This window comes from Agrobacterium sp. ST15.16.055, assembly GCF_027956555.1.
Classification (GTDB): Bacteria; Pseudomonadota; Alphaproteobacteria; order Rhizobiales; family Rhizobiaceae; genus Agrobacterium; species Agrobacterium salinitolerans.
The window spans coordinates 117,210-129,373 of sequence record NZ_JAQKGN010000001.1; the positions used below are offsets into that span (position 1 = coordinate 117,210).

The 12,164-nt window shown below is 58.8% G+C and carries 10 protein-coding genes; 4 read left to right on the top strand and 6 right to left on the bottom strand.

Annotated elements, in window-relative coordinates; translation table 11 throughout:
* Positions 1-97 precede the first annotated feature (97 nt).
* A complete protein-coding gene (gene greA, locus PL599_RS00610) occupies positions 98-580 on the top strand; it encodes a transcription elongation factor GreA (protein ID WP_077985186.1) in 483 nt (160 codons plus the stop codon).
* Between the two features lie 9 nt (positions 581-589).
* Here greA and PL599_RS00615 read toward each other — a convergent pair whose 3' ends face one another.
* Positions 590-2,008, bottom strand: coding sequence for an O-antigen ligase family protein (locus PL599_RS00615; RefSeq protein ID WP_269823455.1), 1,419 nt, complete (start codon positions 2,006-2,008; stop codon positions 590-592).
* A gap of 130 nt (positions 2,009-2,138) precedes the next feature.
* Positions 2,139-3,302: an SGNH/GDSL hydrolase family protein gene (locus tag PL599_RS00620; protein ID WP_271358769.1), complete on the bottom strand. Its 1,164-nt coding sequence runs from the start codon at positions 3,300-3,302 to the stop codon at positions 2,139-2,141.
* On the opposite strand from PL599_RS00620, the gene PL599_RS00625 reads away from it, so the two are divergent.
* From PL599_RS00625 to PL599_RS00635, 3 genes are all read left to right on the top strand, one after another.
* Positions 3,285-3,467, top strand: a complete 183-nt coding sequence (locus PL599_RS00625; protein WP_271358771.1) for a hypothetical protein — start codon at positions 3,285-3,287, stop codon at positions 3,465-3,467. The genes PL599_RS00620 and PL599_RS00625 overlap by 18 nt on opposite strands.
* A gap of 422 nt (positions 3,468-3,889) precedes the next feature.
* Entirely contained in the window at positions 3,890-5,038 is a 1,149-nt protein-coding gene (locus PL599_RS00630; RefSeq protein WP_142912057.1) for a glycosyltransferase family 4 protein, read from the top strand.
* A 55-nt stretch (positions 5,039-5,093) separates the two neighbouring features.
* Positions 5,094-6,194: a glycosyltransferase family 4 protein gene (locus PL599_RS00635; RefSeq protein ID WP_269823457.1), complete on the top strand. Its 1,101-nt coding sequence runs from the start codon at positions 5,094-5,096 to the stop codon at positions 6,192-6,194.
* 21 nt (positions 6,195-6,215) lie between these two features.
* Here PL599_RS00635 and PL599_RS00640 read toward each other — a convergent pair whose 3' ends face one another.
* The 4 genes from PL599_RS00640 to PL599_RS00655 all read right to left on the bottom strand — a co-directional run bounded on the left by PL599_RS00640 (position 6,216) and on the right by PL599_RS00655 (position 12,048).
* Positions 6,216-7,415, bottom strand: a complete 1,200-nt coding sequence (locus PL599_RS00640; protein WP_269823458.1) for a glycosyltransferase family 4 protein — start codon at positions 7,413-7,415, stop codon at positions 6,216-6,218.
* 56 nt (positions 7,416-7,471) lie between these two features.
* Positions 7,472-9,043 carry an O-antigen ligase family protein gene (locus tag PL599_RS00645; protein WP_269823459.1) on the bottom strand — a complete coding sequence of 524 codons (1,572 nt, stop codon included), beginning with the start codon at positions 9,041-9,043 and terminating at the stop codon, positions 7,472-7,474.
* Positions 9,044-9,122: 79 nt separating this feature from the next.
* Complete coding sequence (locus PL599_RS00650; protein ID WP_077985181.1) at positions 9,123-9,800, bottom strand: hypothetical protein; 678 nt, start codon at positions 9,798-9,800, stop codon at positions 9,123-9,125.
* Positions 9,787-12,048 carry a polysaccharide biosynthesis tyrosine autokinase gene (locus PL599_RS00655; RefSeq protein ID WP_271358772.1) on the bottom strand — a complete coding sequence of 754 codons (2,262 nt, stop codon included), beginning with the start codon at positions 12,046-12,048 and terminating at the stop codon, positions 9,787-9,789. The genes PL599_RS00650 and PL599_RS00655 overlap by 14 nt, the downstream gene beginning before the upstream one ends.
* Positions 12,049-12,164: the final 116 nt, after the last annotated feature.

Sequence of the window (12,164 nt, forward strand, 5' to 3'; positions counted from 1 at the left end):
CGCCTGTTACATGTCCGTTTTGAACCCGCGCAGCGTGCTCTTGCGGGCGCCTGCGAGCGATGGCAGGATTGGGGCATTCGGGAATGGAGTGTCAGGATTGAGCGTAGCCTTTACCAAGGAAGACAGTGCGGAAACCGCAGCCGAAACCGTTCTGCCGGACCGGATAATCTCGCCTCATCCCAATTTGGTAACGCGGTCCGGGCTGAAGGCCCTAGAAGAGCAGCTGCGGCTGGCGCGCGAAGCCTGTGAGGCGGCTAATGCCATTGAAGACATCAATGAAAGACGCCGCATTTCCGCCAGCCCGCTTCGCGATCTGCGATATTTCTCCGAGCGGGTCCGTACCGCGCAATTGATGCCTGATCCGCCAGCGGACGGCGTCGTCGTCTTCGGCAGCCTGGTGACGTTCAGCCGCGATGACGGGCGAACGCAACGGTTCCGGATCGTCGGCGAAGATGAAGCAGATCCCGCTGCGGGAACGATGTCCTATGTCTCCCCGGTTGCAAGGGTGCTGATGGGAAAAGCGGCTGGCGATCTCGTCCGTTTGGGCGGGAGGGAGATCGAGATCGTCGATGTGGCCTGAAACGTCCCGTCAGAACACAGGCGGCCTTAGACCCGGCGGGTCGCTGATGAGGCTTCGTTCTCCCCTGTTGCGCGCATTGTCTGCCGTTCCCAGCATCCGCATCATTGTGTTTCTCAGGAAAAGCCTGAAGTCCAGATCAATGGCGGTATAGGCAAGCCCAAGCCCCACATGAGCCATGAAGACGGGGTTGAAATTCAGCTCTTCAAATTGATAGCCAATAATGACGCCGATTGCTGAATAGGCGAAAAAGCCGATTTTGCGTTTTCGGAAAATTACATAAACCAGCGCAAAGGCGCTCATGATGCAAAATCCCAACCCGGAAGCGTAGGCGGTGGCCATAAAACCATTATGTGGTGTGCCGATCCTCGATATCCGCGCAAGTTCTTCGTATCGCGCGGTAAACCCTATGCCCACAGGATGCTGGAACATGACCTGAAAACCGCCGGTGATCGTCTCCCACCGCTCATGCAAATTGTTGCTGCTGTTGCTGTCCTCAAGAAAACGTTTCGTAAAGGCCTGTTCCGCAAAGTCGAAAGCACCGAGCGGCAAAACGGCGGCGATGACGAGCGCGCACAAGGCAAACCCGAAATAGGTGCTGAGCAGCATTTTGATCGAAAAATTCCGAATGTAGAAATATAGCCCGATAGCGAGGACGGCAAACACCCCCGAGCGGTTGAGCGTGAGGGTGAAGCTGGCGAGATATACGAGCAGAAACACGGCAAACAGTGCGGGGCGTTTGTGGCGTTCGGCGACATAGGCCGCCGCTGCTCCGGCGAGCGCGAAGGCCGGTCCAGCTGTATTGCCGACGGGCCAGATGCCGCCTGCCTTTTCGACGCGCAAAAGCAACGGGGTTATCTCACCTTTCGCCGCAAGCTCCAGGACGCCTGCCTCATCGAACATGAAGGACAATCCGAGCGAGGCGAGCTGGTCATGGATGACGGTGTCCAGGAAAAGCAGGATCGTCACCGCTATGAACCCCGCAAATATGCCCCAGCAGAACAGTTCGAGGAGGTTTTCCTTGAACAGCATATAGGCAAAGAACAGAAAATAGACCGCATAAAAATAGGTCATCGCCGTTGTATAAAACTCGCCATCGCCGCGCGCGTCGGCAAACAGCGTCGTGAGGACAAACAGCATCGTCAGCGGAACAAGATAAAACAGGATAATCGACAGCGTCAGGCAGCGAATGTAAAGCAGGGCGAGGACGGGCAGCGTCATCAGCACCAGCATGTCGGTAATATTGAGGAAACGCAGGCCGAGATTGCTGGTCAACACATTGCATTGAATGAAGAAACCGATGGAATATACGAATATCGCGAGACAGACGCCGGGAATATTGATCGTTTTTGACGGGTAAAGCGGCATTGCCAAAACAAAACCCGGTATAGAGGGCTGGCGCGACGCCGCATGATTTGCTGGTCTTCTCATCAGCAGTCTCTATCTTTTGTGAGCGGATTTCGACTGTCCATAGGAGAGCTCTACCGCCTGGCAATGAATATAATATAACGACTATTAGTGGGCTGGATGGCGCCGCCACGCAAGACATTTTATCGTTTCGTCATGAGATCAGATTGCCTTTCGGCAAATCCCCTTCGACGGCGATGATGCGCTGAATATGAAGTGGCTCATTCGAGCCGGGCGCGCCGGTGCCGAATGCCGGAAGGATTCGCAGATAAAAAGCATACCCCGACGGGTTGATGTCGGGGTCTATGGCAATCCCGTTGGCGATCGCCCACATCCAGCCGCTATTGCCGGAGATGTTGGCCCCTCCAAATTGCAGGGCGGAGCAAACGATCGTCCGGACTGCGCCGCCGCTTTTTGCAACCAGCGTTATGTAGGGCAGACGCTGCTTTCCGTTGTTTTTATAAAGTACGGCGAAGGAAACGGTCCTGCCGATCATCGCGACGGCCTCCGCATTGCGGAAATAACGTGTGAGCCCTGCCGTCTGGCTGCCATTTGCATAGAGGGCGAGGCTGCTTGCAAAGGACGGGGAGAAGATGATTTCGGTGGTTTGGGTGGCGGAACCTGGCGAAGTCATGCCCCAGCCCGTCGGGACGGAACCAGTCCAATCGGTGAAATCACCATTGCCGATGAGATTGGCGGCGGGCAGCCTTGGCCAGCAAGGTGTCTGGAAGCTGTTATCGCGTGCCGACCTCAGATAGGAATCGAGCAGGGCCTGGGCTACCAGGCAGGAACCCGCCTCGTTGGGGTGAATATTGTCCCGATAAAGGGCGGCGTCCTTGCCCTTCGCCATAAATACGGCATGCGTATCCACCAGCGTGAGATTCGGATGGGAGCGGGCCAGGTCGAGGATCGCCTGATAGACCTTGTCGTAACCCGTGCCATCACGCCACGGGTTCTGCGTGGTGATGAGTTGAGGAGCATTTGGCCATTTCCATTCGGTCATTCCCAGTGGTCCGAACAATGCGGCTCGTCCGGAGCTCAAAATGCTGCCCGGCATTTCGAAAGTTTGCATATTGTGGCCATGATGCATGATGCAGAGGTCGGGACGGGGAATCTCCAGCGCTGCCGAGCGCTGTTCCGCAAGCATGTACCCCGCCATGCCGCCGGGCAGCGTCGCAAGATAGAGCGTCAGCGTCGCCCCCTTGCCGGCGCGCAGCGTAACCGGGGCCGCATAGGTTTTTGGTCCGGTGGCGGCGCTCGTCTCCCATTCCGCCCAGCGGTATAACACAACAGTCGTATCGTGCAGATCGCCGAGCATCATCGCAAATTGCTGAAATGGTCCGGCTTCGGCATGGGCGGTGCTGTCGCCGTTCACGAAGATCGCGGCATTCTGGCCGGCCGCCAGACGGGCCCGCAAGGGCGAGAACGCGGTCAGGGAAAGACCGGCGTCGCCCATGTTTCGGGAACCTATGCCGAGCGTTAAGCCGATCATGCGGCCACCTCTTCCGTTCGCGCCATATATATGCATATGTTGTATCCGGGCGGTGTCATTGTTCGCTCTCCTGGTCTGGCCTTAGAATAATCCCGCTGCGAGACCCGGGGAAAAATGCGGGGGGCGAAACAGAAAACAGCGCATGAAAAAGAGCGTCGTAAATTTTTCTTTGATTTGGCTCGAAATATAGAAATAGAATATTATTCTGATTACTATTGGTATTATTGAATTTTATTAATAAAATGGGCTTTGATTCAGTTGTTTTTAACTATCGTTATGCGTTTTTGCGCAGATTTCGGTGAGGATATTCCTGTTGCTTTCGGGCAGGTTCGTTGTTTTTGCCGGTCGTCAGTTCGTGCCCGCAATTACAGGCGGATGCGTCATGGGTCCTCCCATCCGGCGGGGGAGACGCCATGACATCGGCTCTTTTCGTCAGCCATACCGGAGAGAAGGGTGGCGCCGAACTTTTTCTGACGGACCTCGTCAAGGCGGGCCCGCACTCCTGGCGCGCCTGTTTTCTCAGTGGCGGTGCGGCCGCAGATGATCTCATTGATGCGGGGCGGACTCCGGTCATGCTGTCCGCTGGAGAAAAAATGCTGTCTATACGCCGCGATGCGTCTTTCGGCGCGCTGTTGCGCGGAGCGGCCGACGTGGTGGCGGTTGCCTGGCAATTGAGCCGGGAGGCGAGGCGCTATGATGTGATCTGCGCCAACTCGCAAAAGGCGCTTTTTGTCTGTGCGCTGGCCGCGACGTTCAGCCGTCGGCCGCTCGTCTGGATTTTACACGATATTGTCACCGATCCCGCTTTCAGCGCCGCCAATCGCCGGGCCTCGCTGGCATTTGCGCGCCTTTTCGCCAGGCTGGTTGCTGTCAACTCCGACGAGACGGGCCGGGCTTTCATCGAGGCCGGCGGCGAGGCGGATAAGGTTCGCATCGTCTACAACGGCTTCGACCCCGCGAAAGCAAGGATTTATGAGCCCGGCGCGGCCGCGCGGCTGCGTGCGGAACTGGGCCTTGGTCCGCAACCGCTTGTCGGCCTTTTTGGCCGGCTGAGCGAATGGAAGGGACAACATGTGTTTCTGGACGCGATTGCGGCGATGGAGGGCGTGCAGGCGGTCATCGTCGGCGGTGCGCTTTTCGGGCAGGAAGCGTATGAAGCGCGAATCCGCGAACAGGCGTCCCGTCTCGGTCTCGACGGCCGCGTCCGTTTCCTCGGTTTCCGCCCGGATGTGCCGGAATTGATGGCGGCGATGGATGTGGTTGCTCATACCTCGATTGTTGCCGAGCCCTTCGGCCGGGTGGTGGTGGAGGCGATGATGTGCGGGCGTCCGGTTGTCGCCACGCGCGGCGGCGGTGTTACCGAAATCATCCGTGACGGCGAAACCGGCCTTCTTGTGCCGCCGGGGAATGCGTCGGCGCTGGCAGCGGCGATCGGCCGCATACTGTCGCAACCGGCTCTGGCGGAAAGGCTGGCGCGAAAGGGGCGGGAGGATGTGAGCCAGCGTTTCTCACTGGAGGAAACCTGCCGCTCTGTTTCAGCGCTGCTGACGGAGGCGGCGTGAGGTTTCGCGCGGCGATCGACAGGAACAGGCAATGCCAGCAGGCGGAAGGGCCAGGATGCGCATTCTCATAAACATGCCGAGCCAATATGGCGGCAAGGCCTCCGGTGTGGCCCGCGTGACCTTCAGTCTGCTGGAGCGGCTGCTGGAACAGACGACCGATGACTATGTTCTGCGCTCTCCCTGGATGCGGGCGCAACTGCCTGAAAACCTGCGCGACAGCCGGTTGCAGCTCATCGAGACCCCACGGCCGCGCGTCATGGTTTTCGATGTGGTGCGTCAGGCGGTGACGCTGCCCGCGCTCTGCCGCCGGCATGGCATCGATGTGCTTTTTAATGCCGATCCTTTCGGAAGTCCCCTCGGCGGCAAACGGCGTCTCACCCTTGTTCATGATCTTTATTTCAAAACCATTCCGGAACAGATCGGCTGGCGGGCGACCCTGACGACTGATTTCATCTTCAAGCTGATGATGGCCGGTTCGGATCGGATCGTCTGCGTATCCGAAGCGACGCGGAAGGATCTCGGGCGTTTCTATCCCGCCGCTGTCGGTAAGAGCATCACCATTCATTCCGACAGCACGCTGAATGTCGATCCCGGGGCTTTCGACACGGTGCCGCCTGTTCCCGGACGCTACATACTGGCGGTCGGAAACGCGACGTCCAATAAGAATTTCGCTCTCCTGGGCAAAGCCTTTGCCATACTAGGCAAAAAATGGCCGGATTTGCGCATCGTGCATGTTGGCCGTGACGAGGCGGAGGAAATCGCCGGCGCGCTGGACGATCCGCAGTTGCAGGCCCGGCTGATCCGGCTTTCCGGCATAGATGACCGGCAACTGACCGAACTTTACCGTCACGCAGCCTGCCTTTGCGTCCCCTCCACCTATGAAGGCTTCTGTCTGCCGGTGCTGGAGGCGCAGCAGCTAGGATGCCCGGTCGTCTGCTCCAATCGTTCGGCAACACCGGAGATTGCCGGCGAAGGCGCCCTGACTTTCGATCCGTCGGATGCTCAAAGCCTCGTCATCGCGCTTGAGCGACTTTTGGATAATCCGGAGCTGGCAGAAAATCTCCGTCAGGCGGGTTATGAAAACCGCAAATCATATTCGTGGCAGAAGGCTGCGGAGAGCTACGTGCAACTTTTCAAGCAAGGAGCCGCCGCCTGAGGAGGGAGGCCGTCGTCACGATCATGCGGTTTTGCACACATCCGCATAGAGCTTTTCATAGGCCGCGACGACCCCACGTGGCTCAACGCCTTGGCGAATTCGTTCCCGGGTCTCAAGCGTTTCCGCTAGCATGGCGGGATTGCGTATCGCCTCCGCCAAGCGCGCGGCCAGTTCGGTGGCATTGCCCGGGGTGAACAGGCGTTCCGGCCTGTCCGCGCCGATCTGTTCGGCGACACCCGCAAGATTTGCGCCGATGACGGGTACGCCGCGCAGAATGGCTTCAGCGACGGTGCGGCCGAAGGCCTCCGGCCATAGGGGCGGCACGATGAGGCAATCTATGCCGGCGAAGAAATGATCGGCCTCCACATAGCCCGGAAAGTCGACCGGTAGGCCGGCTGCCTTTTGTTGATAGATCTCGATACCTTCCGGCGCGCGCCCTGCCATGACCGCGCGCCAGCCCTGCGGCGGCAAAAGCCGCAACGCTTCTATCAGCAAGTCAGCCCCTTTCGGTGCTTCGATGCGACCCAGATAGCCGAAAACCAGAGGGTTGCCGGGTGTGCGGGCAATGCGCGGTTCCGGCGAATCGGGTGGTGAGATGGCATTCCAGATCACCGTGCGGCGGTTTTCGGGAACATGGGTGAAAAAACCGGCCCGCACGTGGCGTTCGACGATATCGCGACCGACGCCGGCGACAGCATCGACCGCGCATTGGCAACGCCGGTGGAGATAAGAAAAGGCACGGCATTTTTTGCTGCTGCCATCGCAGATATGCCCATCATGGAACAGGGAGCCATTGGTGCACATGCTCGTGAAATCATGCAGCGAATGAACCAGCGGAACGCTGCGCCTGCGGATCATCGGCCAGATCAGCGGCGTCAGTTCAGACAGCGAATGCGTATTGACCACGTCCGGCCGGAAATCATCGATGACACGCGCAAGCCTGCGAACGAGGCGCAGATCCAGTTGAACGGCGATCTTATAATATTTTCGTTTCCATTCCGGTTGCTGCCCCCAGTCGCCGATAAAGAACGGCGTGGTATGCCCGAGGCGGTGAATGGTGAAACCATCGCGTTGTTCCCCTGCCTGCTCTTCACGTGAGATGGCGGCCACCGCGACCGTGTGCCCCTTATCCGCAAGTCCACGCGCAAGATCTTCCACGAATATTTCCGCACCGCCCACCCGATCCGGAGAAAATAGCGAGGTTATCTGCAATATCCGCATGCTCAATTTCCTGCGCCTTTAAGATCACGAAACCTGTTTTGCATTCGTGAAATCCATTATTGCAGACGAAGCGGCGTTTGTACTGTCGGACCTGAACGGTCCGGCGCCGGCATTGCAGCATCGTGTGGAAATTGTCTGCGCCTTTTGCGGCCTTCCCGCTCCATTCCGGGCGGGTTCAGGCAAAGCGTGACGACCGGGGCGAGGAAAACGGCATAGGCCATGGCAAAGCCTGGAACTTGCAGCGAAAAATCAAGCGTTGAATGCAGCAGGACGAGCAGCAGTGCGGCAAGGCCGAGATGAGAGGCATAACGATAATTTCTGCGTTTCAGCGCCCCGCGAATGAAAATCACCAGTTGGATGAGCACAAAAAAAGCGAGATAAAACGGGAAGGCTGCACCGAGTGTCAGCAATCCCTCGGCGTAGACATTGTGGGCATGGGTGACGACGGCGTCCACCCCGCATCGCGCCACATGATAGGGCGCATAGATTTCCGTAAAGCTTGCCAGACCTGATCCTTGTGGCCAGTTGTCGGCGATGACGCGTGCGATGCCCGGCATGTAGCAAAAGCGCATATCGTCTTCCAAACGCATTTCCATGCGAAGCGCCACCCGGTTGGCGAAAAGCGCGAAGAGGGCGATGGCGACGGCAATCAGCAGCGCGGCACGACGTCTCGTCCCGCGCTGCCTGCGCCGGCTGGAGGCGCCATTGCGCCCGGTTCTGGCCGGAGAGTTGAACACAATCAGCAGGATCAGTAAAATCAGCGCTGCGAGGCTTGAGCCGATCCCCGCACGCGATCCCGTCAACATCAATGCGATGAAACAAAAGCCTGCGAGGACACCGAGAAATGCGGCCCTGCGGATGAGCTGTTTTTGCTCCACCGGCACGGTCAGGCGATTTGCCACGAGCGCCTTTACCCTGACCCAATCCGGAGCGAGGAGGCTTTTATGTAACAATGCGGCGAGCGTGATAAGGATGAGGCCGAAAAAGGTCGCGGCGGTATTGCGATTGACAAAAAGGCCGGTGAGGCTGCCGAGATAGAAACGCTTCTGGATGAAGCCGAGAGCTTCGGGGAAAAGCACGAATTGCACGATGGAAAACAGCGCGAGCCAGCCACCGGCGATTGCGAACCATCGTAGCGTCTTCGCCGCGCGCTCGTCGCTATCGAAAATCACGAGGCCCGTCATGAAGACGCCGAAGGGCAGGGCGGCGCTCATGAGGCCGATCCGGTCATCCGCCGGTGTCAGGGAGATTGTGGCGGCTGGCGCATTCTGCATGAACATGGCGGCGATGGACCATGCCGGGTTGGGGCGCGCGATGCCAGGCATGGAGGAGGCTTGCAACAGCACCTGAACGATAAGCGCTCCCAATAAAAGACAGGCCGCCGTAAGTACTTTGCCTGCACCGCCCTTTGGCGGCCCGAACAGCAGGATTGCCGGCGCCAGCAGGAGATAGATCGCCATCGTGACAACGATGCGACTTTCGATTTCCGTTGCGCCGCGATTGAGAAGCGCCAACAGAAATATTGCCCAGAACGCGATTATTGCGACCGGCCGGACATAGTCCCGAACCGCCACCGGTGGGGTCTGCAAGGAGGGGAGCGGTTCTGATCGGGATTCGGTGAGCGACATATCTTCGGGCTTTGTCGGAATTGTTTGTGGTAGCTATGCCGCGAATATCGACGAGGCTCAGCCGTTTCATCGTTTCAGATCATGACGGCGGCGCGGGGCGTCTTGTGTCCGCTGGTACTGGCTTTGGACAAACCTCCGCCAGGGTCCATCGCAGGATTTCCCCCTGTTTGCCGCAGACGACGGCCGTATCCGCCTCGCGGGCCGCCTCGGCCTCGGGCAAGGTGTTCTTCGGAAATTGCCGCCACATCACGAAACGCCCACGGATCAGATTGGCATCGGCAGGCCCGTAGAGCTGGGAGAAGTTCATCAGCACGGTGACTTCCATGGGTGAGGCGTTGCGCAGCGAGCGAACCATGGCAAGACGCAGCCAGACATCGCCATTTGCGGGAAAACAAAAGAGCGAATGGCGAATAAAGGTCTCGGCAAAACCGAGACGCGCCGCGCCGGAATCGGATGCCGGATCGACGCCATTCGCATCGAGATCGGCCAGAACGAGCCTTAGACCGGCTTTGACGATATCCGAACGGCAGATTTTTTCGGTGACGATGGGCTGAAGTTCAGGGATTGTTTCCGCAAGGAGATCAGGCGCAAGGCCATTATTGTCGTCGGCGATCCGCGCCAATGCGACAATATCGGAAAAACGCCGGCTTTGCGAAAAGGCCTGGGCGGCGACGGACAGGACAAAGATGGAAATGACGAGGACCGGTACGACCGCGAGGGCTTTCCGCAGGCGGGTCACGCCGTTACGCCTGATCATGGTAATATCGTGTATAGCGCGAATGATAATATTCGCTTGAACCATAGGCGCGGTAAAGCTTCAGCTTTTCGGTGTCCACCTTGTTGAGGATGACCCCGAGGCACTTCTTGCGGATATGAACCTCATTCTCCACCGTGTTCCGCACCGCCCGGCGGGCGGTTCTGCCCCATTCCGTGACGAAGATGAAACCGTCGATCCGGCCCGCCATGGCGCGGGCGTCGACCACCGGCCCGAGCGGCGGCAGGTCGACGATGATATAGTCGAAAGCCGTGCTCGCTTCGGCCAGCAGCTTGTGCATTTGCGCCGAGGTCAGCAGTTCGGAAGAATGAGGGACACGCTGTTTGACCACCGTGGGCAGGAAAGCGAGACGCGTCTTTTCGTCATGAAGCAGCACGTCCTGCACGCTGCGGCCTTCCAGCAGGACTTCGAGCAGGCCCTCACTCGCGTGACGCGCCATGGCGCGCGTTGCGCCGGGATTGCGAATGTCGGCGTCCAGCAAGAGGACCGGCGCACCCTGCCCGGCGAGCAGCTGCGCAAGGTTGATGGAGATCGTGGATTTCCCTTCGCTCGGTAAGGCCGAGACGACGCCGACAATCCGGGCCCCGCTTTTGGCGGGAACGCCGAGATCGATGGCAAGCCTGGTGCTGCGCAGGGTTTCGGCGAAAGAGGAGAGCGGATGGTCGACCGCATAGCGCGCAACGCTGGTGGGGCGCGTCAGGGCCGCATGGCCGCCTTCCTGATCTTCTATTATGGCCTTGTTGTTCTGGATGAGCGGGGTATTGCCGAGGAATTCCAGCCCAAGAACATCACGGACCTGTTCCCCGGTGCGGAAAAAACGATCCCGGAATTCGCGGAACACGGCAATGCCGCCGCCTGCTGCGGCGCCCATGATCATGAACAGCGCCAAAATCATGGTTTTGTTCGGCTTGCTCGGGATTCTGGGCGGCATCGCCTTGGAAATCACCCGCGCCTCCGTCACGGGGAAGGATTGCTGCTGCATCGCTTCCTGATATCGCTGCAGGAAGGTCTGGTACATGTTCTTGTAGGTTTCGGCTTCACGCTGCAATTCGCGCAGCTGAACCTGTGTCTCGCTGGCGGAGTTGCTGATGTCGGTCGCCTTGGCGACACTTTCGGCGAGCGACTTTTCCCTCGCTTCCGAGACTTCCAGATCGCTTTTGTAACTTTGCGCGATGCGGCTGATTTCCTGGAACATCAGCCGGCGGTATTCCTGCATTTCATTGCGCAGACGTACCGCCTGAATGTGGTTGCTGCCGAGCCTGCTGGTAATTTCCGCCTCAGTCTTGGAGGCTTCGAGATATTTTTTGCGCAGATCGTTGGCGACCGAGCTGTCGAGAATATCGGTAACGACCGCATCGACATCGTCGGTGGCGAGAATATGTTCGATGCGTTGCACCCGCGCCCGCGCCCTGGCCGTTTCCGACTGCGCCAGGATCAGCGCGCTGTTGGATTCCGCCAGCTGCTGATCGGAGAGCAGGCCGTTAACGCCGGTCGAGATCAGATTATGTTCGGCGCGAAACTTCTGCACGGCCAGATCGGTTTCGAGCGCCCGCTGGCGCAGCTCCGCAATACGGTCGGACAACCAGTCGCTGGCGCGTCTCGTCGCCTCGTATTTGGAATTCAGCTTGTCCAGCAGATAGGCCGAGGCCACGGCATTGACGATCTGCGCGGCGAGAACCGGCGATGTCGAATTATAGGTGAGTTCCAGCGCGTAGGTCCGGCCGATGCGCTTGACACTGAGGCCGTTGAGCAGCTGGTCCGACAGCGCTCTCTTCAGGGTTCCATCGTCAACCACCGCCTCTTTTTTCTTCGCTGGCGAGAACCATTGGGAAACATTGACGAGTGAGCGGATGGTGCCGAATATCGAGCCTAGAAGTGATGCGCGTGTTGCCCTGAATTCCTGGTTTTCGGTGAGGTTGAGACTATCGACGACGGCAAGCCCGATGGTTTCCGATTGCAGAACCTCGACCTGGCTGAGAATGGAAGCTTCATCCTCTATGACGCCGCCAATCGTCGAAAGCTGTTCGACAATCTGGCTGTTATTGCGGTCGATCAGCAGCGTCGCCGTCGCCGAATAGATCGGAACGGCCGTTGCCGCAAAAGCGAGGCCGATTGCCCCGGCGACTGCGACCGCGGCAAGCACGATGCGCCATTGTCGGCGGATCATTGCAAGAACGGCGTCGATATCGATAAACTCGGACGTCAGCCCGCCTTTATCGTAGTCAGCCATCGTCAGGGGATCGTGCCTTTGCAACAACTGTCAGCCTCGCTCTTTTCGGCGGGCGCAACGCCCGCCAAGTCACGGTTGCATCACAGAACTGGCGGCAGCCTTCCCCGCGGGAAAGG

Coding starts and splice junctions, on each gene's coding strand:
- PL599_RS00615 (WP_269823455.1), bottom strand. CDS start 2,008: ATGAGAAGACCAGCAAATCATGCGGCGTCGCGCCAGCCCTCTATACCG.
- PL599_RS00620 (WP_271358769.1), bottom strand. CDS start 3,302: ATGCTCGGCGATCTGCACGATACGACTGTTGTGTTATACCGCTGGGCG.
- PL599_RS00630 (WP_142912057.1), top strand. CDS start 3,890: ATGACATCGGCTCTTTTCGTCAGCCATACCGGAGAGAAGGGTGGCGCC.
- PL599_RS00635 (WP_269823457.1), top strand. CDS start 5,094: ATGCGCATTCTCATAAACATGCCGAGCCAATATGGCGGCAAGGCCTCC.
- PL599_RS00640 (WP_269823458.1), bottom strand. CDS start 7,415: ATGCGGATATTGCAGATAACCTCGCTATTTTCTCCGGATCGGGTGGGC.
- PL599_RS00645 (WP_269823459.1), bottom strand. CDS start 9,043: ATGTCGCTCACCGAATCCCGATCAGAACCGCTCCCCTCCTTGCAGACC.
- PL599_RS00650 (WP_077985181.1), bottom strand. CDS start 9,800: ATGATCAGGCGTAACGGCGTGACCCGCCTGCGGAAAGCCCTCGCGGTC.
- PL599_RS00655 (WP_271358772.1), bottom strand. CDS start 12,048: ATGGCTGACTACGATAAAGGCGGGCTGACGTCCGAGTTTATCGATATC.